This is a genomic window from Zobellella endophytica (assembly GCF_003012775.1).
Lineage (GTDB): Bacteria > Pseudomonadota > Gammaproteobacteria > Enterobacterales > Aeromonadaceae > Oceanimonas > Oceanimonas endophytica.
Genome location: NZ_PXYG01000001.1, coordinates 804,333 through 823,210 on the forward strand (window position 1 = coordinate 804,333; position 18,878 = coordinate 823,210).

Annotated in this window: 22 protein-coding genes and 1 other annotated feature; of the genes, 14 read left to right on the top strand and 8 right to left on the bottom strand. The window is 61.9% G+C overall.

The genetic code is table 11. The features are described from left to right. Positions 1-85: 85 nt before the first annotated feature. Positions 86-238 carry a DUF3309 family protein gene (locus C7H85_RS03670; protein ID WP_106728329.1) on the bottom strand — a complete coding sequence of 51 codons (153 nt, stop codon included), beginning with the start codon at positions 236-238 and terminating at the stop codon, positions 86-88. Positions 239-614: 376 nt separating this feature from the next. Between C7H85_RS03670 and C7H85_RS03675 the strand changes: the two genes are divergently transcribed. From C7H85_RS03675 to C7H85_RS03740, 14 genes are all read left to right on the top strand, one after another. Continuing rightward, positions 615-983 carry a high-potential iron-sulfur protein gene (locus C7H85_RS03675; protein WP_106728330.1) on the top strand — a complete coding sequence of 123 codons (369 nt, stop codon included), beginning with the start codon at positions 615-617 and terminating at the stop codon, positions 981-983. A 73-nt stretch (positions 984-1,056) separates the two neighbouring features. Next, entirely contained in the window at positions 1,057-1,260 is a 204-nt protein-coding gene (locus C7H85_RS03680; protein WP_106728331.1) for a CsbD family protein, read from the top strand. Positions 1,261-1,596: 336 nt separating this feature from the next. After that, positions 1,597-1,721: a sequence feature (His leader region), on the top strand. Between the two features lie 44 nt (positions 1,722-1,765). Continuing rightward, entirely contained in the window at positions 1,766-2,662 is an 897-nt protein-coding gene (gene hisG / locus C7H85_RS03685; protein WP_106728625.1) for an ATP phosphoribosyltransferase, read from the top strand. Positions 2,663-2,665: 3 nt separating this feature from the next. After that, positions 2,666-3,958: a histidinol dehydrogenase gene (hisD, locus tag C7H85_RS03690; protein ID WP_106728332.1), complete on the top strand. Its 1,293-nt coding sequence runs from the start codon at positions 2,666-2,668 to the stop codon at positions 3,956-3,958. After that, positions 3,955-5,013, top strand: a complete 1,059-nt coding sequence (hisC, locus tag C7H85_RS03695; protein ID WP_106728333.1) for a histidinol-phosphate transaminase — start codon at positions 3,955-3,957, stop codon at positions 5,011-5,013. The genes hisD and hisC overlap by 4 nt, the downstream gene beginning before the upstream one ends. Further along, on the top strand, positions 5,014-6,084 hold the full coding sequence (hisB, locus tag C7H85_RS03700; RefSeq protein ID WP_106728334.1) for a bifunctional histidinol-phosphatase/imidazoleglycerol-phosphate dehydratase HisB: 1,071 nt from the start codon (positions 5,014-5,016) through the stop codon (positions 6,082-6,084). Then, on the top strand, positions 6,081-6,671 hold the full coding sequence (gene hisH / locus C7H85_RS03705; protein WP_210433550.1) for an imidazole glycerol phosphate synthase subunit HisH: 591 nt from the start codon (positions 6,081-6,083) through the stop codon (positions 6,669-6,671). The genes hisB and hisH overlap by 4 nt, the downstream gene beginning before the upstream one ends. A gap of 4 nt (positions 6,672-6,675) precedes the next feature. Continuing rightward, positions 6,676-7,413 (top strand): 1-(5-phosphoribosyl)-5-[(5-phosphoribosylamino)methylideneamino]imidazole-4-carboxamide isomerase, encoded by a 738-nt coding sequence (gene hisA, locus C7H85_RS03710; protein WP_106728336.1) that lies wholly within the window; start codon positions 6,676-6,678, stop codon positions 7,411-7,413. After that, entirely contained in the window at positions 7,395-8,168 is a 774-nt protein-coding gene (gene hisF, locus C7H85_RS03715) for an imidazole glycerol phosphate synthase subunit HisF (protein WP_106728337.1), read from the top strand. Before hisA ends, hisF begins: the two co-directional genes overlap by 19 nt. Continuing rightward, on the top strand, positions 8,161-8,766 hold the full coding sequence (gene hisIE / locus C7H85_RS03720; RefSeq protein WP_106728338.1) for a bifunctional phosphoribosyl-AMP cyclohydrolase/phosphoribosyl-ATP diphosphatase HisIE: 606 nt from the start codon (positions 8,161-8,163) through the stop codon (positions 8,764-8,766). Before hisF ends, hisIE begins: the two co-directional genes overlap by 8 nt. A 238-nt stretch (positions 8,767-9,004) precedes the next feature. After that, positions 9,005-10,168 (top strand): MFS transporter, encoded by a 1,164-nt coding sequence (locus C7H85_RS03725; RefSeq protein WP_106728339.1) that lies wholly within the window; start codon positions 9,005-9,007, stop codon positions 10,166-10,168. 436 nt (positions 10,169-10,604) lie between these two features. Further along, entirely contained in the window at positions 10,605-11,504 is a 900-nt protein-coding gene (locus tag C7H85_RS03730; protein ID WP_106728340.1) for a DNA replication terminus site-binding protein, read from the top strand. A gap of 73 nt (positions 11,505-11,577) precedes the next feature. Beyond that, positions 11,578-12,780 carry a Bcr/CflA family multidrug efflux MFS transporter gene (locus C7H85_RS03735; protein WP_106728341.1) on the top strand — a complete coding sequence of 401 codons (1,203 nt, stop codon included), beginning with the start codon at positions 11,578-11,580 and terminating at the stop codon, positions 12,778-12,780. A gap of 96 nt (positions 12,781-12,876) precedes the next feature. Further along, positions 12,877-14,067, top strand: coding sequence for an amino acid aminotransferase (locus tag C7H85_RS03740; protein ID WP_106728342.1), 1,191 nt, complete (start codon positions 12,877-12,879; stop codon positions 14,065-14,067). A 192-nt stretch (positions 14,068-14,259) separates the two neighbouring features. Here the strand turns inward: C7H85_RS03740 and C7H85_RS03745 are convergent, their stop codons facing one another. The 7 genes from C7H85_RS03745 to C7H85_RS03775 form a co-directional block, all read right to left on the bottom strand. Beyond that, complete coding sequence (locus tag C7H85_RS03745) at positions 14,260-14,625, bottom strand: tautomerase family protein (protein WP_245879553.1); 366 nt, start codon at positions 14,623-14,625, stop codon at positions 14,260-14,262. Positions 14,626-14,645: 20 nt separating this feature from the next. After that, positions 14,646-14,996 carry a GNAT family N-acetyltransferase gene (locus C7H85_RS03750; protein WP_158260058.1) on the bottom strand — a complete coding sequence of 117 codons (351 nt, stop codon included), beginning with the start codon at positions 14,994-14,996 and terminating at the stop codon, positions 14,646-14,648. Between the two features lie 269 nt (positions 14,997-15,265). Further along, positions 15,266-15,820: a hypothetical protein gene (locus tag C7H85_RS03755; protein ID WP_106728344.1), complete on the bottom strand. Its 555-nt coding sequence runs from the start codon at positions 15,818-15,820 to the stop codon at positions 15,266-15,268. A 51-nt stretch (positions 15,821-15,871) separates the two neighbouring features. Then, positions 15,872-16,663: a PhzF family phenazine biosynthesis protein gene (locus C7H85_RS03760; protein ID WP_106728345.1), complete on the bottom strand. Its 792-nt coding sequence runs from the start codon at positions 16,661-16,663 to the stop codon at positions 15,872-15,874. A gap of 32 nt (positions 16,664-16,695) precedes the next feature. Then, positions 16,696-17,187, bottom strand: coding sequence for a 2-thiouracil desulfurase family protein (locus tag C7H85_RS03765; RefSeq protein WP_245879554.1), 492 nt, complete (start codon positions 17,185-17,187; stop codon positions 16,696-16,698). A gap of 152 nt (positions 17,188-17,339) precedes the next feature. Then, positions 17,340-17,825 (bottom strand): VOC family protein, encoded by a 486-nt coding sequence (locus C7H85_RS03770; RefSeq protein ID WP_106728346.1) that lies wholly within the window; start codon positions 17,823-17,825, stop codon positions 17,340-17,342. Between the two features lie 256 nt (positions 17,826-18,081). Then, positions 18,082-18,810: a LysE family translocator gene (locus C7H85_RS03775; RefSeq protein ID WP_210433551.1), complete on the bottom strand. Its 729-nt coding sequence runs from the start codon at positions 18,808-18,810 to the stop codon at positions 18,082-18,084. Positions 18,811-18,878: the final 68 nt, after the last annotated feature.

Here is an 18,878-nt window from a genome sequence, read left to right on the forward strand (position 1 = left end):
CATCACCCGAGCCAGGTCGGAAGGGTAGCCGGGGCCCACTAACCAGCATGAGCCTCCGTGTCTACGGTGGTATGAACTATCCCGGTCAGATCCGGCCCAGCAACAGCAATACCACCACAATAACCAGCACAACCCCCAGCACCCCGCTCGGAGCGAAGCCCCAGCTACGGCTGTAAGGCCAGCTTGGAATGGCGCCAATCAGCAGCAAGATCAGCAGGATTAACAGAATGGTACCCATGATATCCGATGCCTCCCGGCAGGTGACCAACAAGAATATCGGCAGGTGCCGATACCCGCTTGCGGGCGCATAAACGATTGCCAGCCGCGCCGCCCAGGCGCTGCTGGACAGTGGAGCGACCTGTATGGTACTCGGTCGTCATCATCACCCGACTCCCACTCTACCCCCACGGGCAACCCCGTCTGTACGTTAGCGCACGCAGGCCCGACCAGACCTGGTCATCGGCTATGTACGCCAACGTACAGACACCCCCCGCCCGGATGGATAGCCTGTACTCGGCGTCGCCCATGACGATGCTATCCGTGCGATATCACCGTGACGACCACGGGCCGCGCACCAGGAACTTAAACCGGCCGCGCCGCCACAGGAGGCTGACATGAACCGGAACGACATCCCCCCCCACCGCACGGGGGTAACACACGACGCAGACGCCAAGGCTCAGGGCGCCGAAGACCCGGGCCGCAGGAGAGTATTGCGTGGCGCCCTGGCCGTGGGCTGCACCCTGCTGATCCCCGTTACCCTGGTGGGGTGTGATCCCAAAATGAAGGTTCTGTCTGGGGACGACAGCCCCGCCACGCCTCAGGCGACCAAGGTCTCGCAGGCCAGTGTGCAGTACCAGACTAATCCCAACGGGGGGGAGCAATGCGGCCAGTGCCAGCACTTTATCGCCGAGTCGAACAACTGCCAGATGGTGGCGGGTAACATCAGCAATACCGGTTGGTGTAGCCTGTGGGCCGCGGCTTGAACCGGCATAGCTATACACCCTGCCTGGCCGGCCATGGTGCCGGCGGGCTCATCCATGTACACAGGAGTGGCATATGAACTGGGATATCGCGGAAGGCAACTGGAAACAGTTCAAGGGCAAGGTCAAGACGCAATGGGGCAAACTGACCGACGATCAACTCGACATCATTGCCGGCAAACGCCAGGAGCTGGCGGGCAAGATCCAGGAAACCTACGGCATCAGCAGGGATGAGGCCGAACAACAGATCAAGGACTTCGAAGAACACAATAAAGACTGAGCACCACCGTCCCGGGTAGCCCCGGGACAACCAGCCCCGCCACTTTTCGAACAGCTATCTACCGTCACCCGGTGCATCCGACAAGGTGAACACAATTCAATATTCAACGCTGCCCCCATTTATCAACACCGAGCAAAATCACTATAAATAACAAAAATATGGAATATATATCCAAAACCTTGCCACTACGTCCCTGTCGCGCCATCGGCCCACCGCCTTCCTCCGCCAAGTTTCTCCCGATCCGGGGTTGGCAAAGGCGGTCCGGCTTGCTAAGGTGAGCCCAGACCGTTTAGAGAGACACAGGTTACACCTTTATATGAACACCCTGCCGAACGCCAAGCACCATCATCATCCCGACTAGTCTTTCAGGATATTTATTCTGGAAGACCTTGTGCTTGGCGGCTTCCAGCAGGACAGAAATACCAAACCCTCGGAAGCTACCCTTCCGGGGGTTTTTCGTTTTACGACTTTTACGTTTACCAACAAGGAACACAGCATCATGACTTTGGATCAAAACCGCCTTCGTATCGCCATCCAGAAATCCGGTCGCCTGAGCAGCGACTGCCAGCTGATGCTGAAAGGCTGCGGCGTCAAGCTCAACCTGCGCGAGCAGCGGCTGATCGCCCATGCGGAAAACATGCCCATCGATCTGCTGCGGGTGCGGGACGACGACATCCCCGGCCTGGTGATGGACGGCGTGGTCGATCTGGGCATCGTCGGCGAAAACGTGCTGGAAGAGGCGGTGATGGAGCGCCAGGCCACCGGCGAGGCCGCCGAATACTCGGTGCTCAAGCGCCTCGACTTCGGCGGCTGCCGGCTGTCGCTGGCGGTGTCCGAAGAGTTCGACTACCAGGGCCCCAAGAGCCTGGAAGGCAAGCGTATCGCCACCTCCTACCCCTGGCTGCTGAAGCGCTACATGGACGGCCAGGGCGTCAAGTTCAAGAGCGTGATGCTGAACGGCTCGGTCGAGGTGGCGCCCCGCGCCAGCCTGGCCGACGCCATCTGCGACCTGGTCTCCACCGGTGCCACCCTGGAGGCCAACGGCCTGGAGGAAACCGATGTCATCTTCCGCTCCAAGGCGGTGCTGATCCAGAGCGCCAGCACCCTGGCCACCACCAAGCAGAAGATCATCGACAAGCTGCTGCCCCGTATCCAGGGCCTGCAACAGGCGCGCGAGAGCAAATACATCATGCTGCACGCCCCCAAGGCCCGGCTGGAAGAGGTCATCGACCTGCTGCCCGGCGCCGAGCGCCCCACCATCATGTCGCTGGCCGGTGAAAGCAACCAGGTGGCCATCCACATGGTGAGCAGCGAAGACATGTTCTGGGAAACCATGGAAGGCCTCAAGGCCCTGGGCGCCTCCTCCATCCTGGTGCTGCCCATCGAGAAGATGATGGAGTAAGCCATGAAGACCCTCGACTGGAATCAACTGAGCGACGCGGAGCAGGCCCTGGCCCTGCGCCGCCCCGCCCTGGCCCAGGGCGGGCGAGACGCCCAGGTGGCGGACATCATCAACAAGGTGCGCGCCGGTGGCGATGCCACCCTGCTGCAACTGACCCGGGACCTGGACAAGGCCGAGCGCCGCTCGCTGCGGCTCTCCGAGCAGGAGATCGACGCCGCCGCCGGCCGGGTGAGCGAGGAGCTGAAAGCCGCCATCGAACTGGCCATCGGCAATATCAGCGCCTTCCACCGGGCCCAGGTGCCGGCCCCCATCAGCCTGGACACCCAACCGGGGGTGCGCTGCGAGCTGCACTTCCAGCCCATCGAAAAGGTCGGCCTCTACGTGCCCGGCGGCAGCGCGCCTTTGGTGTCCACCGTGATGATGCTGGCGATACCGGCCCGCCTGGCCGGTTGCGAGCGGGTGGTGCTGTGCTCGCCGCCGCCGGTCAACGACGCCATCGTCTATACCGCCAAGCGCTGCGGCGTGGACGCCATCTATACCCTGGGCGGCGCCCAGGCGGTGGCGGCCATGGCCTACGGCTCGGAAACCGTGACCAAGGTGGACAAGATCTTCGGCCCGGGCAACACCTGGGTGACCGAGGCCAAGCGCCAGGTGGCCGCCGACGTGGAGGGGGCGGCCATCGACATGCCCGCCGGCCCCTCGGAAGTGCTGGTGATCGCCGACGAGTCCGCCGACGCCGCCTTTATCGCCTCGGATCTGCTGTCCCAGGCCGAGCACGGTCCGGATTCCCAGGTGGTGCTGGTCACCCCCAGCCAGGATCTGGCCGCCCGGGTGTACCAGGCACTGGCCGAACAGCTGGCGCAGCTGTCGCGCCGGGACATCGCCGCCCAGGCCATCGACAACAGCCTGACCCTGCTGTGCCGGGATCTGGAGCAGGCCGCCGCCATCTCCAACGCCTATGCCCCCGAGCACCTCATCGTGCAAACCGAGGATCCGCGCGCCCTGCTGCCCAAACTCAAAAACGCCGGCTCCATCTTCCTCGGCGCCTGGACCCCGGAGTCGGTGGGCGATTACGCCAGCGGCACCAACCACACCCTGCCCACCTACGGCTATGCCCGCACCTATTCGAGCCTGGGCCTGGCCGACTACCAGCGCCGCTACACGGTGCAGGAGCTGAGCCCGGCGGGACTGCAAGCCATAGGCCCGGCGGTCGAGCTGCTCGCCGCCACCGAAACCCTGGATGCCCACAAGAACGCGGTCAGCCTGCGGCTGGCCAAACTGGAGAAGCAACAATGAGCCTCACCCAACTGGCCCGCGCCCAGGTTCAGGCGCTCACCCCCTACCAGTCCGCCCGCCGCATCGGCGGCCAGGGTCATATCTGGCTGAACGCCAACGAAGCGGCCGACAGCGGCAGCTTCAGCCTGGACTGCTCGCGCCTGAACCGCTACCCCGAGTGCCAGCCGCCGGCGGTGATCAACGGCTACGCCGCCTACGCCGGCGTGGCCCCCGAACAGGTGCTGGTCAGCCGCGGCGGCGACGAGGGCATCGAGCTGCTGATCCGCACCTTCTGCGAGCCGGGCCGGGACAGCATTATCATCTGCACCCCCACCTACGGCATGTACGCCATCAGCGCCGAGACCAACGGCGTCGGCATCATCGACGTGCCGCTCAAGGCGAGCCGCCAGCCCGACTTCGACGGCATCATCGATCGCCTGGGCGAAGCCAAGCTGGTGTTCCTGTGCTCGCCCAACAACCCGACCGGCGATCTGGTGGAACAAAGCAGCCTTATCCGCCTGCTCGAGGCCGCCCGCGGTCGTGCCCTGGTGGTGGTGGACGAGGCCTACATCGAGTTCTGCCCCGAGCACAGCCAGGCCGGCCTGCTGGCCGACTACCCGGAGCTGGTGCTTATCCGCACCCTGTCCAAGGCCTTTGGCCTGGCCGGCATCCGCTGCGGCTTCACCCTGGCCAACCCGGAGGTGGTGCAACTGCTGCTGAAAGTCATCGCCCCCTACCCCATCCCCGAGCCGGTGGCCCAGATTGCCGCCCAGGCCCTGAGCGAGGACGGGCTGGCGCGGATGCGCGCGCGGGTGGCGGAGATCAACCGGCTCAAGGCGGAATTGGCCGGGCAGCTGGCCGGCCACGCCCAGGTCAAGGACGTGTTCGCCCCCAACGGCAACTACCTGCTGGTGCGCTTCACCCCCGGCAGCGCCGTCTTTGACCGCATGAGCAGGGCGGGTATCATACTGCGTGATTTTTCCGGCAAGCCCGGACTTGCCGACTGTATTCGCATCACCATCGGCCAGCAGGCCGAAATGGACGCGGTACTGGCCGTACTGCAACAGGAGCAATAAGTGACTAAGGAACGTATTTTATTCATCGACCGCGACGGCACCATGGTGGAAGAGCCGCCGGTCGACAAGCAACTGGACCGGCTCGACAAACTGGCCTTCCTGCCCGGCATGATCCCCGCCCTGCTCAAGCTGCAGGACGCGGGCTACCGGCTGGTGATGGTCACCAATCAGGACGGACTGGGTACCGACAGCTTCCCGCAAGCCGACTTCGACGCCCCCCACAACCTGATGATGCAGATCCTGACCTCCCAGGGCGTCAAATTCGATGACATCCTGATCTGCCCCCACTTCCAGCACGACGACTGCGCCTGCCGCAAGCCGCGCCTGGGGCTGGTCAAGGACTACCTGCAAGCCGGCCGCATCGACTTCACCGACTCCTGGGTGATCGGCGATCGCCAGACCGACATGCAGCTGGCCGAGAACATGGGCCTGCCCGGCCTGCACTACGGCCATAACGGCCTGGGTTGGCCCGAGATAGTGGCGCGCCTGCTGAGCCGCGGCCGCACCGCCGAGGTGACCCGCACCACCAAGGAAACCGACATCCGCATCAAGCTGGATCTGGACCAGAGCGGTGGCAACAAGATCCACACCGGGCTCGGCTTCTTCGACCACATGCTGGATCAGATCGCCACCCACGCCGGTTTCCAGCTGGAAGTGGCGGTCGAGGGCGACCTGCACATCGACGATCACCACACGGTGGAAGACACCGCCCTGGCCCTGGGCGAGGCGCTGCGCCGCGCGCTCGGCAACAAGCGCGGCATCGGCCGCTTCGGCTTCGTGCTGCCGATGGACGAGTGCGAGGCCGCCATCACCCTGGATCTGTCCGGCCGTCCCTACCTGGTGTTCGAGGCCGAATTCCACCGGGACAGCGTGGGCGACATGGCGGTGGAGATGGTGCCCCATTTCTTCCGCTCCCTGAGCGACAGCCTGGCCGCCAACATCCACCTGCGGGTGACCGGCCACAACACCCACCACATGGTGGAGAGCCTGTTCAAGGGCTTCGGCCGGGCCCTGCGCCAGGCCATCCGGGTGGAAGGCGATGATCTGCCGTCGAGCAAGGGGGTATTGTGAAGGTTGTTATCATAGATACCGGCTGCGCCAACCTGTCCTCCGTGCGCTACGCCATCGAACGGCTGGGCTACCAGGTGCAGGTGAGCAAGGATCCGCAGGTGGTGCTGGCCGCCGACAAGCTGTTCCTGCCCGGCGTGGGCACCGCCCGCGAGGCGATGAAAAACCTGAAAGAGCGCAACCTGATCGAACTTGTCAACCGGCTGCAGCAGCCGGTGCTGGGCATCTGCCTGGGCATGCAGATGCTGGTCAACCGTTCCGAAGAGGGCGAGGTGGACTGCCTCGGCAAGATCAACGCCGACTGCACCAGGATGGTGGGCGGCGACGGCATCCGCCTGCCGCACATGGGCTGGAATCAAATCACTCCCATGCCCGGCCACCCGCTGTTCAGGGACATTCCCGACGGCAGTTTCTTCTACTTCGTGCACTCCTACGCGGTACCGGTGGGCGAATACACCCTGGCCTCCTGCCAGTATGGCCAGGCGTTCAGCGCCGCCATCGGCCAGGAGAACTTCTTCGGCGTGCAATTCCACCCGGAGCGCTCCGGTGCAGCCGGCGCCCAGTTGCTGAAAAACTTCCTGGAGCTGTAAACCCATGATTATCCCTGCAATAGACCTGATCGGTGGCAAGGTGGTGCGCCTGTACCAGGGCGACTACCAGCAGAAGACCGAATACACCGCCTCGCCCCAGGAGCGCTTCGACCTCTATGTGGCCGAAGGCGCCAGCCAGCTGCACCTGGTGGATCTGGACGGCGCCAAGGACAGCGCCCGCCGCCAGCTGGACGTGATCCGCGCCCTGATTGAAAACACCGCCGTGCCGGTGCAGATCGGCGGCGGCATCCGCACCGAGCAGGACGTGAAGGACCTGCTCGACATCGGCGCCCAGCGGGTGGTGATCGGCTCCACCGCGGTGAAAAATCCCGAAATGGTGGCCGGCTGGATCAAGCAGTACGGCCCCGAGCGCATCGTGCTGGCGCTGGACATCAACATCACCCCCGAGGGTGAGAAGAAGATCGCCATCGCCGGCTGGCAGCAGGACAGCGGCATCACCATCGAGGCGCTGCTCGAGCACTACCTGCCCGCGGGCCTGTGCCATGTGCTGTGCACCGACATCTCCAGGGACGGCACCCTGTCCGGCTCCAACGTGGCCCTGTACCGGGAGCTGGCCGCCCGCTACCCCACCATCCTCTGGCAGGCTTCCGGCGGCATCGGCAACATCGATGATATCGAGGCGCTCAAGGGCACCGGCGTGGCCGGGGTGATCCTGGGCCGCTCCCTGCTCGAAGGCAAGTTCACCGTCAAGGAGGCCATTTCATGCTGGCAAGACGCATAATCCCCTGCCTGGACGTCAAGGACGGCCAGGTGGTCAAGGGCGTGAAGTTCCGCAACCACGAAATCATCGGCGACATCGTGCCGCTGGCCGAGCGCTACGCCGCCGAGGGCGCCGACGAGCTGGTGTTCTACGACATCACCGCCTCCAGCCAGGAGCGGGTGGTGGACAAGAGCTGGGTCAGCCGGGTGGCGGAGGTGATCGACATCCCCTTCTGCGTGGCCGGTGGCATCAAGTCCATCGAGGACGCGGCCCGCATCCTGGAATTCGGCGCCGACAAGATCTCCATCAACTCCCCGGCCCTGGCCAATCCGGCACTCATCACCGAACTGGCCGATACCTTCGGCGTGCAGTGCATAGTAGTAGGCATCGACTCCTACTATGACGAGGCCACCGGCCAGTATCAGGTGCACCAGTTCACCGGCGACGAGAGCCGCACCCAGGTGACCAAATGGAGCACCTTCGACTGGGTGGAAGAGGTGCAGCGGCGCGGCGCGGGCGAAATCGTGCTCAACGTGATGAACCAGGACGGGGTGCGCCAGGGTTACGACATCGAGCAACTGCTGCGGGTGCGCGCCCTGTGCCAGGTGCCGCTCATCGCCTCCGGCGGCGCCGGCGAGATGGTGCACTTTCGCGACGCCTTCCTCGAGGCGGACGTGGACGGGGCCCTGGCGGCGTCGGTGTTCCACAAGGGCATCATCGATATCGGTGAGCTCAAGCAGTATCTGAGAAAGGAAGGAGTGGTGATCCGTGATTGATGCCAAGCAACTGGATTGGGACAAGGTCGACGGCATGATGCCGGCCATCGTGCAGGACAGCCGCAGCGGCCGGGTGCTGATGCTCGGCTACATGAACCGGGAAGCGCTGGAAAAAACCCTGGCCACCAAGGAAGTCACCTTTTTCAGCCGTACCAAGAACCGGCTGTGGACCAAGGGCGAAACCTCCGGCCACGTGCTGCAGCTGCGCGACCTCAGCACCGACTGCGATCAGGATACCCTGCTGGCGCTGGTGGAGCCCATCGGCCCCACCTGCCACCTGGGCAACGTGTCCTGCTTCAACGACCAGCAGTTGCCGAGCTTGAGCTTCCTCGCCGAGCTGGAGCAGGTGCTGGCCAGCCGCAAGGGCGCGGATCCGGCCACCAGCTACACCGCCAGCCTCTACGCCAAGGGCACCAAGCGCATCGCCCAGAAGGTGGGCGAGGAAGGGGTGGAAACCGCCCTCGCCGCCACGGTGCACGACCACGAGGAGCTGGTCAGCGAATCCGCCGATCTGCTCTATCACCTCACCGTGCTGCTGCAGCAGGAAGGCCTGCAACTGAGTGATGTGGTGGACAAGCTGAAAGCCCGGCACAAGTAAACACCCCCTGCCGGCCTGCCGCCGGCGGTCGAAACCGGGACGGCCACGGCGCCGCCCCGGTTTTGCTTCTTCCCCTCCTTTTAAAAACCCGATCCAGCTCACAAAAATTGTGCTTTCCGGCCGCATTGTGGCATTATTTCGCCAATCGGTGTCGAGAGCGGTCATTCCCGACCCGTTCCCGTTTTTTCGCGGTCCTTCACTACATTTTCACAACATTAAAGCTAACAAAGAACAACAGATGAACAGAGCCTTACTCGCACTGGCCTTCGGTGGTTTCGGTCTGGGACTGACCGAATTCGTGATGATGGGCATACTGCCCGAGGTGGCCAACAACCTGGGGCTGTCCATCGCCCGGGCCGGCCACTTTATCTCCGCCTATGCCTTGGGCGTGGGGGTGGGTGCGCCCCTGCTGATCCTCTCCCTGCGCCGACGGCCGCCCAGGCAGATCCTGCTGGGGCTGATGACCCTCTTTACCCTGGCCAACCTGCTCACCGCCTTCGCCGACGGCTACGCCGCCATGGTACTGAGCCGTTTCATCGCCGGTCTGCCCCACGGCGCCTTTTTCGGGGTCGGCGCCGTGGTGGCCTCCCGCCTGGCCGAGCCGGGCAAGGGCGCCCAGGCGGTGGCCATGATACTGGGCGGGCTGGCAGCCGCCAACCTGATCGGGGTGCCGCTCGGCACCTGGCTCAGCCAGCTGTTGTCCTGGCACTATACCTTTATGCTGGTCGGCGGCTGGGGGCTGTTCACCCTGGCCATGACGAGCCTCTGGCTGCCCCGGCTGGCCGCTCAGCCGGACAGCGGCCTGCGCGCCCAGCTCGCCTTTCTGCAAAGCCCCATTCCCTGGTTGCTGCTGCTGGTGACCATTCTCGGCAACAGCGGCCTGTTCGCCTGGTTCAGCTATGTATCGCCGCTGCTGGTGGAGTTTTCCGGTTTCAGCAGCCACAGCCTGAGCGGGCTCATGGTGATCGCGGGGCTCGGCATGTGCGTGGGCAACCTGCTGAGCGGACGGCTGGCGGATCAGTTCGGCCCCGAGCGCACCGCCACCCTGCTGCTGGTGGGCCTGACCCTGTCGCTGCTGCTGGTGTTCGCCCTATCCCAGTACAAGCCACTGGCGGTGCTGCTGGCCTTCACCACCCCGGCCCTGGCCTTTGCCCTCTCCACCCCCATGCAGGTGCTGCTGATCAAGCACGCGCCCAACGGCCAGATGCTGGGCGCGGCCGCCAGCCAGGTGGCCTTCAACCTGGGCAACGCCATGGGCGCCTACGTGGGCGGCATGCCGGTGGCCCACGGCCTGGCCTTCGTCTACCCGTCGCTGATCGGCGCCGGCTTCGCCATCGGCGGCTTCCTGGTGATGAGCTATTGCAACCGCAGGGTGCGCCACTGGCCGGCGGCCGCCTGCTAGACCGCCATAGTAGTCGGTCAGGCCTTTGCAGGTGTGCGCCTTGCTGGCGGAGCGCAGGCGACCCGCCTGCCTTCACGCTTGGCGCGAACCCTCGGACCGGCATAGCACACTACAGGTTAAAAAGGCGCGAGGCAGAACAGGCATCGCGGCTTGGCTTTCACCCACCTCGGTGCCCCCTCATGCGGGCGGGCCGCCCGCGCCCCAAGAAACATCATGCGGTCAACGTTTAAACTGTTCGGTGCGCTAGAGCCTGTTTGCGATCAGGTGTACTCGGCCAAAGCGTACCACTTCGCCACCAACCACATTATGTTCAATAAAAAATGCGAATCCCCATGCCGGCTGGCGGGGACCTTGTTGTCTGTTTCCTGCCGCTTGCTTGCAGAGTGTCGGCGGGCCTGCTAGATTCAAAAGCATCTTCAGTATGTTGGCATAAGCTATGTTTACCCTCGCCGCGCGACTGCGCCATACCTTTTCCGAGCTCGACGCCGCCATGACGGCGCTGGCCGGGATCATCCACGAGGCGGCGCCCGGCACGCCGCTCACGGCCTGCTGCTTTCCCCTGCCCAACGTGGCCACCGGCCAGGAGCACGAGCCGGTCACCCGCATCCCGGTGGCCCGGCTCGACGGCGGGGCCGCCGTGGCCGCCAGCCTCGACGGCTATCGCCAGTGGTATATTCGCCCGGAGTGCTCGGCCAAGGCCAGCTTTCGCCTGCCCGGCTACCTGCTGCTGCCCGCCGCCGCCCGGCCGCTGCTGCAGCCGCAGGTAGAGCAGATCAACCGGCTCAAGCAGCAGTTTCGTGCTCAGGTGCAGGAGGCCGAGGGCCGCGACAAAAAGTTCGCCCTGGTGCACGACACCCTGCCCGGCCTCATCACCCTGCAGGTCTACCGCCAACTGGTGCTGCTGCCCCGGGCGGCCTCGCGCCTGGGCTTTACCTGGGCCAACAAGCAGATCATCCAGAAGGTGGATAAAGACAGGCTGGTGCAGCAGCTCACCGAATCCCGGCTGTCTCCCCCGCCGCTCACCGACGCCCAGACCTGGCTGCAGTGCGTGGACCGGGAAATCTACGACGTGAAACGGCTGCCGCCGGGGGTGGAGCTGCGCCTGCGCCGGCCGGTCAAGACCCACCCCATGGTCAATGTACGCTGGTGCGAGGAGATCAAGCCCCGCCAGCAACAGGTCAAGGCGCATCTGCCGTTGCTGCTGTGCCAGGACAAGCCGCCGGCGCTGACCCCGCTCGGCGACTATCCCCCGGCCAAAAGCCGCAAGCGCCGGGAGGCCAGCATCAAGGACGAGCCGCTGATCCCGCGGCTGCATATCTATCCCTACCGGCCCTGAGCGCCGATGTGTTTTGCATGATAATGATTATCATGATTAAATTGGTTACACTTGTTACCTTTGGAATCGCCTCATGGGCCTGCCCCTTTCCCTGCTCCTGCTGCTGGCCAGTCTCGCCGGCCTGACCCCCCTCGCCATCGACATGTACCTGCCGAGCCTGCCCACCATAGCGCGGGATCTGGGGGTACCGGTGGCCCAGGCCCAGCTCACCATCAGCGTGTTCCTGGCCGGCTTCGCCCTCGGCCAGCTGTTCTACGGACCACTGGCGGACGCGGTGGGCCGCAAGCCGGTGATGCTCGGCGGCCTGGCGCTGTTCACCCTGGCCAGCATCGGCTGCGCCTTCGCCAACAGCATAGAAACGCTGATGGCCTTTCGCCTGCTGCAGGCCATCGGCGGGGCGGCGGGCTCGGTGGTGCTCAACGCCCTGCTGCGCGACCTGTTCGAGCGCGACATGTTCGCCCGGGTGATGTCCATGGTGATCCTGGTAATGACCCTGGCTCCCCTGCTCGCCCCCATCATCGGCGGCTACCTGCTGCTGATCGGCCACTGGCACAGCATCTTTATCCTGCTGGCGGTCATCGGTGCCCTGGTCGCCATCACCCTGGCCATCAAGATCCCGGAAACCCTCAAGCCCGAGCGGCGCCAGCCGTTCCGCCTGCTGCCGGTACTGCACAACTACGGCAAGGTGCTGCGCCACCGGGCAGCGCTGGGCTACATCCTGTGCGGGGCGCTCACCACCGCCTCCATGTTCGCCTTTATCTCCGGCTCGCCGCTGGTTTATATCGAACTGTTCGGGGTGCCCGCCGAGCATTACGGCCTGCTGTTCGGCATGAACATCCTGCTGATGATGGTGCTCACCTTCGGCAACAGCCGGCTGGTGAAACGCCTCGGCAGCAACCGGCTGCTCAAGGTGGGGCTGGTCAACGCCAGCCTCGGCGCCCTGCTGCTGTTCGCCGCCGCCGCCACCGGCCTGGGGGGCCTCTGGGGCATAGTGCTGCCGGTGATGGTGGTGATCTCCCAGATAAGCCTTATCGGCGCCAACGCCATGGCCGGCCTGCTCGGCCACTTTCCGGAAACCGCCGGCACCGCCTCGGCCCTGGCCGGCACCACCCGTTTCGGGCTGGGCGCCCTGGCCGCCTTTGCCGTGAACACCAGCCACGAACTCTCGGCCCTGCCCATGGCCACGGTCATGGCCGGCTGCACCGCGCTGGCCCTGCTCAGCTACTGGCTGCTGGTGCGCCCGGCGCTGGCCGACGCGGCCCAAATTCAGCCGTGAAAGCCGTTTTTTAATGGCGGCGCAAATGTTATAACTAGGAGCTGTCGCAGCCTGCGACCCGGACAACATCCATCATCACAAGGAATTAACACTACTATGTTTGAGAAGGTCACCGCCGCACCGGCCGACCCCATCCTGGGCCTGACCGATGCCTTCCGCAAGGATCCCCGTACCGACAAGATCAACCTGGGCGTGGGTATCTACAAAGACGAAGCCGGCCAGACCCCGGTGCTGCGCTGCGTGAAAAAAGCCGAAGCCCGCCTGGTGCAAGAGCAGACCACCAAGAACTATCTCAGCATAGAAGGCACCGAGGCCTACGGCCGCGTGGTGCAGAAACTGCTGTTCGGTGCCGACTCCGCCGTGACCGGCGCCGGTCGCGCCCGCACCGCCCAGGCGCCGGGTGGCACCGGTGCCCTGCGCATCGCCGGTGAATTCATCGCCCGCCAGCTCGACAGCAACACCGTGTGGATCTCCAACCCCACCTGGGCCAACCACCGCGCCGTGTTCACCGCCGCCGGCCTGGAGGTGAAGGAATACGGCTACTACAACGCCGACACCAAGGATCTGGACTTTGACGCCATGCTGGCGGACCTGGCCCAGGCCAGGGCCGGCGACGTGGTGCTGCTGCACGGCTGCTGCCACAACCCCACCGGCATCGACCCCACCGCCGAACAGTGGCGGCAACTGGCCAAACTGTCCGCCGAGAAAGGCTGGCTGCCGCTGTTCGACTTCGCCTACCAGGGCTTTGCCAGGGGCATCGAGGAAGACGCCTACGGCCTGCGGGTATTCGCCGAGCACAACAAGGAGCTGCTGATCGCCAGCTCCTTCTCCAAGAACTTCGGCCTGTACAACGAGCGCGTGGGTGCCTTCACCCTGGTGGCGACCGACGCCGCCGTGGCCGACACCGCCTTCAGCCAGGTGAAAACCATCATCCGCGCCAACTACTCCAACCCGCCCTCCCACGGTGCCGCCGTGGTCGCCCTGGTGGCCGACGATGCCGCGCTGTACCAGGACTGGCTGAACGAGCTGGCCGAGATGCGTGACCGCATCCAGGAAATGCGCACCCTGCTGGTGGAAAAACTCTCCGGCCGCGGCGTGGATCAGGACTTCAGCTTTATCGCCCGCCAGAACGGCATGTTCTCCTTCTCCGGCCTGAACAAGGATCAGGTGGAGCGGCTGAAGAACGAGTTCGGCATCTACATCGTCGGCTCCGGCCGCATCAGCGTGGCCGGCATCACCAAGTCGAACATCGACGCCCTCTGCGACGCCATCGCCGCCGTGATCTGAGCCTCCCGGCACTAGCCTGCCCGGTATAAAAAAACGCCCCGCTTTCGTCGGGGCGTTTTGTTTATTGGCAAAAGCCAGCGCTCGCCGGCCCATGACAAATAAATAGCCCAGCCCAAGGCCGATGCAAGGCGATACCGGCCAAGGGCAAGCAATAAAGACGGGAGCCGCCCGCTCACACCCGGATCCGGTAGCTCAGATCGCGCACCTCGTCCCGGTCATGCCCCGGAAGCCCCAGCAATGGGCCGGTTGCTCCTTCACCACGATTTCGATGTCCACCGACGCGATGCCGAGCCCGGCCTCGATATCCCGGAACAGGGCCTTGATCAGCCGCTTGATGGTGTCCGGCTGCCGGCCGGCCATCATGTTGATTTCAATCACCGTGTAAGCCGGGCTCCGGCCGCCCGGGTAATGGAAGTCGTCCGCGGCCATGGGCATGAAACGGTGGGCCCGCTTGTCTTCCGGCAGCCCCAGCACCGACATCATGCTGCCGTGAATAATATCGGACAGCCGGGCCTTGATGGGGTCGAGTTGCTCTTTTATTCCGTAGATCACTATCATCCCGAACTCCTTGTTTGTTGTTAGTCGTTGTGTTCTGGTTGCGGCGTCATATGGCCCCGGCCCAGGGCCGAGCCGCGCAGCCAGTAGCCCAGCTCGAAAAAGGGCACGGACTTGTCGCGGATCATCAGGCCGATGGCGCCCAGCAGCCGCTCGTCGCGCTTGTCGACGATAAAAAAGCGCAGCTCGCTCCGGAAGCCCTCGAAATTGGCGATGGCCTCCCGCATGTTCTCCCGGCAGTCTTCCTCCGTGAGGGCGTATTTCACCCAAGGCAGGAATTGTGCCAGCGCCCGCTCGCTTTCCTGTATCGCCTCGCTGACCCGGGGCACCAGCTCAAGGGCCGGCGGCAACAGTCTGATATGGTTATTTTCCATGATGATCATTGGTTTGATGAGGGGACGACGGCCTTTATCCCGTCTCGCGGAGCAAAAGCCGCCCTGTTGACGGGCCTGGTTCTTAATTCAGTTGTGCCATCTCGGGGTAAAACCGGGTGCGCCTCCTTTGCCCGCCCGAAACCGGGAACCACCGCCAGGTATACCCAAACACAATCCTGAGCTTGCCAGCCAAAACCTCGGGCTACTTCCAGGGGCCTGGTCAAAACCCCGGCAAAAGCCTGTTTTTTTCTGGGAGCACGATAACGTTTCTAATTCCAGCTCAGCATGCCATCGCTGATGGTACAGTCGGTTGCCGCGTTCGAGGCATCGACCAGGAAGATTTGCTGTGTTTCAGACACCGGGTAGGTTAAATACTCCGAACACTGTGCGCTTTGCCCGGTGCCGACCACCACCCTGGTCCCGGCTTTCAGGTTGCAGCTGGCCAGCTTGTCCAACGGAGACCACTGGTAGCAGATCTCGTAATCGGCCCGGTACTGCGCGACCGGGCCGCTGGGTTTATTGAAAGCCCACCATTGCCCGTATTGGCTGTTGGGGTTGGTACTGTTCCAGGCGCGGAATATTTTCACTTGCGTATCGGCCTTGCTCCGGTAAACCTGCCCCTGGCAAAGCTTGCCCTGCTCGGGCTCGCCCAATGCCTGCCGGAGCAACGCGGGATCGTCGATGGGTTCAAATTGGTCGGCCATCGCCGCCGGCAGTGCCGCGTTGCCAACACAGGCGGCGGGAGTGTAAGTCGTTTCTTGCGGGGAGTAATTGGCACAGCCTGCCAGTACCACCAGGGCGAGGTATGATCCTGTTCTTGTCATCTTTTATCCCTTTTTGTTTATGGTTATTCGACAGTAATTTGGCAGCCTTCACTAAACGTAAGCTTTACCCTGCATATATAAAACACCAAAGCCAGAAACTAAAACGCGATCACCAGCTATCCTGCAATACAGGACACCACCACGTCTGGAAGCCTGGTACGCAACCAAATTGGATCTGGACAACCGCTCGGCCCAATACGGAGCAAGACCCGAATGTATTGAGCCGGTGACAGGATCCTCGTCTCCTCCATTGGCTGGCCAAAAGTAACGAGAAATAAAATCGTATCCACTGGCCTGCGATGTCACGACGACATCGAATGGCGCCAACGACTTAAGGGGTTCAGATCGATAGTCAATGGTTCTGACTTCTTCTTCCGATGACATGATGGCAAAGTAGGCTTGCCGGTTCTTCAATACTTGCACCGGCTTATAAGACAACCCTTCGAACAATGCTTGCGGAATGTCAGCAACAGGCTCAGGACATTGATTAGGGAAACTCATTTCGATTCTTCCATCGCCGAGCCGATTCACTAACAATAATCCGACGTTCAACGTCAAGAATTCGATCTCATCATGACTCCCAAAATGATTGAATATCACATATGAAGATGCCAGGGTTGCATGACCGCAAAAACCGATTTCCGTGATGGGAGAAAACCAACGGATCTCATATCGATTCGGGGCTAACGCCTTGATGAAAGCCGTTTCCGAAAGGTTGTTTTCTGCCGCAATCTTCTGCATCAATTCCGGCGCCAGCCAATCCGCTAACGGGACAACAGCCGCAGCATTACCTTTAAACTGTTGTTCTGTAAAGGCATCAACAATAAAAATATCCAGCTCCAACGGGTAAACTCCTTTTGTCTTTTAATGAAAAATCAGCCGCTTGTTGCGTGTACCGCCTTGTCCGCCTCCGTTATTTCATACTGGTTAAAAACCCGGACACCATGCCGGTGCAGCAATGCCGCCGTAACCCCCATGCCGGCAATCTTTTTACCCGAGAAGCTCCCGTCATAGATGGATGAAGTTCCACACGAAGGGCTGAATTCGGCCAGCACGGCAACGTTGATGTTGAACCTGTTGCATAAGTCCAAAGCAACACAGGCACCGGCCAAAAATGCAGGAGTTACCTTTTCGCCACCTTTTTCAACAACATCGGCTTCGCCGCTTAATACATCATCGCCATTGCCTTCAAGAATTTCTGCCGGCGCCCTGGGAATGCTCATCCCCGCCTCGACTTCGGGGCAGACAGAAATGACCCGTCCCTCAGACAGCCAGCGTTCGACAATCCGATCCGTCACGGCAAGGCTTCCCCCATCATATCGGACCCTTTTCCCCAGGAGGCAGGCACTCATCAATATTTTTCTCATCTTACTGGCCTCCAGTGAGTTGCCAACACCCTGAACCTAATCAATAACCGGGAAGACAACGCTGCTGGCATTTCCCCTTCCCCTCTTCATCCATAGCGGCCGTTTTATCGCCGAGGCGGGCGAGCAGAACGCTCGCCCGGAAGACGCTAACCTCAGCCGCGGCGTGCCGCCTCAATGGCGGCGATATCGATCTTCGTCATCTGCATCATCGCGTCGAAGGTACGCTTGGCGACAGCGGGATCGGGATCGGTGATCGCCTCCGTCAGGGCGATCGGGGTTATCTGCCAGGACAATCCCCATTTGTCCTTGCACCAGCCGCACGCGCTCTCCTGGCCGCCGTTGCCGACAATCGCGTTCCAGTAGCGATCCGTTTCGGCCTGGTCGGCGGTCGCCACCTGAAACGAGAACGCTTCGTTGTGCTGAAATGCAGGTCCACCGTTGAGCCCGAGGCATGGAATGCCCATCAGGGTAAACTCGACGGTCAGCACGTCCCCTTGCTTCCCGGACGGAAAGTCTCCCGGTGCGCGGAGCACCGCGCCGACGGACGAATCGGGAAAGGTCTGGGCATAAAACCGGGCCGCGTCTTCGGCGTTGCCATCGTACCAAAGGCAAATCGTGTTCTTCGCTTGCTTGACCATGTCACTTCTCCCTCGTGATAAGCCTGAGGCTGCAGAAAACCAATACGCTCACAGTCTTGGCCGATGTTCGCGACCGGTCAAGCCAGCGCATCGCCGGAATCTCGGGCAACGCCCGTGTGAAGCTGCTCCCACCCGCAACAAGCAGACACTGGGTGAGCGGGTAACCCGGGCGTATAACGCCACCAACACGTGCAACGTTGGAATGGAGGCAAAGCTGCAATGGAAAAGCCGCCGCCGTGTCTGCATTATTATATTTTTATTGCCTCACTAAAGCAGACTTCACTATGTTAAAACCAATAACCCCTAATATTGCGCCCGTGACCTTGTCGACATAATATGCCACCTTAGTGAACTGACTTCTTACCTTGCGCTTTGAAAGAAAAAATATAATTGCAACATCCCAGAAAAAAACAACAGCCGTCATCCAAACAGCCAACGTCAGCTTGAAAACAAACCCAACTTCATTTGTGAGCACGACAGTAAACAGGCTCAGGTAAAATAACAAATTTTTAGGGTTTAATATGCCCGACATAAAACCAACAAAAAATTCTTTATAAAATGCTGTTTTATTAGACATTGAGGCATAAGGATCGTCGACCTCAAGGCTGTCGTATGCACTTTTGCGTGCCCTAAAAGCCTGAACAGCAAGATACATTAGAAAAAGTCCGCCGATCACTTTCAGTGCTATCATCACTGGAACGGAAGCCGCCAAAATCGCTCCCATACCAACCAGACACAAACCAATATATACAGCGTTGGCCGAAGCTATACCTAGTGCGATGCCCACAGCATTTTTACCATTGTTCTTGATGGCACTTTTTACGACCAGGACAAAGTCTGGCCCCGGGCTTAGCAGTGCAAGAAAATGTGCTAATGCCACCGTTACAAAAATACCTAATAAACCAAGATCCATATATCCTCCTTTTATCTCACCTGAGTTCACCAAACCACTTAAAAATATAACGCCCGCTTCAGGGGTTGACAACGTATACAACCTCCCTCAAACTAACCAACCATAATTCGAAATGCCACTAAAATAAAAAATGGCACCCG

Bases quoted from the DNA above. Each gene is read 5' to 3' on its own strand.
- C7H85_RS03745 (WP_245879553.1), bottom strand. From the start codon at position 14,625: ATGATAGTGATCTACGGAATAAAAGAGCAACTCGACCCCATCAAGGCC.
- hisD (WP_106728332.1), top strand. From the start codon at position 2,666: ATGAAGACCCTCGACTGGAATCAACTGAGCGACGCGGAGCAGGCCCTG.
- C7H85_RS03770 (WP_106728346.1), bottom strand. From the start codon at position 17,825: ATGGTCAAGCAAGCGAAGAACACGATTTGCCTTTGGTACGATGGCAAC.
- C7H85_RS03725 (WP_106728339.1), top strand. From the start codon at position 9,005: ATGAACAGAGCCTTACTCGCACTGGCCTTCGGTGGTTTCGGTCTGGGA.
- C7H85_RS03675 (WP_106728330.1), top strand. From the start codon at position 615: ATGAACCGGAACGACATCCCCCCCCACCGCACGGGGGTAACACACGAC.
- C7H85_RS03735 (WP_106728341.1), top strand. From the start codon at position 11,578: ATGGGCCTGCCCCTTTCCCTGCTCCTGCTGCTGGCCAGTCTCGCCGGC.
- C7H85_RS03680 (WP_106728331.1), top strand. From the start codon at position 1,057: ATGAACTGGGATATCGCGGAAGGCAACTGGAAACAGTTCAAGGGCAAG.
- C7H85_RS03740 (WP_106728342.1), top strand. From the start codon at position 12,877: ATGTTTGAGAAGGTCACCGCCGCACCGGCCGACCCCATCCTGGGCCTG.
- C7H85_RS03750 (WP_158260058.1), bottom strand. From the start codon at position 14,996: ATGGAAAATAACCATATCAGACTGTTGCCGCCGGCCCTTGAGCTGGTG.
- hisC (WP_106728333.1), top strand. From the start codon at position 3,955: ATGAGCCTCACCCAACTGGCCCGCGCCCAGGTTCAGGCGCTCACCCCC.
- hisA (WP_106728336.1), top strand. From the start codon at position 6,676: ATGATTATCCCTGCAATAGACCTGATCGGTGGCAAGGTGGTGCGCCTG.
- C7H85_RS03755 (WP_106728344.1), bottom strand. From the start codon at position 15,820: ATGACAAGAACAGGATCATACCTCGCCCTGGTGGTACTGGCAGGCTGT.
- C7H85_RS03670 (WP_106728329.1), bottom strand. From the start codon at position 238: ATGGGTACCATTCTGTTAATCCTGCTGATCTTGCTGCTGATTGGCGCC.
- hisF (WP_106728337.1), top strand. From the start codon at position 7,395: ATGCTGGCAAGACGCATAATCCCCTGCCTGGACGTCAAGGACGGCCAG.
- C7H85_RS03765 (WP_245879554.1), bottom strand. From the start codon at position 17,187: ATGAGAAAAATATTGATGAGTGCCTGCCTCCTGGGGAAAAGGGTCCGA.
- C7H85_RS03730 (WP_106728340.1), top strand. From the start codon at position 10,605: ATGTTTACCCTCGCCGCGCGACTGCGCCATACCTTTTCCGAGCTCGAC.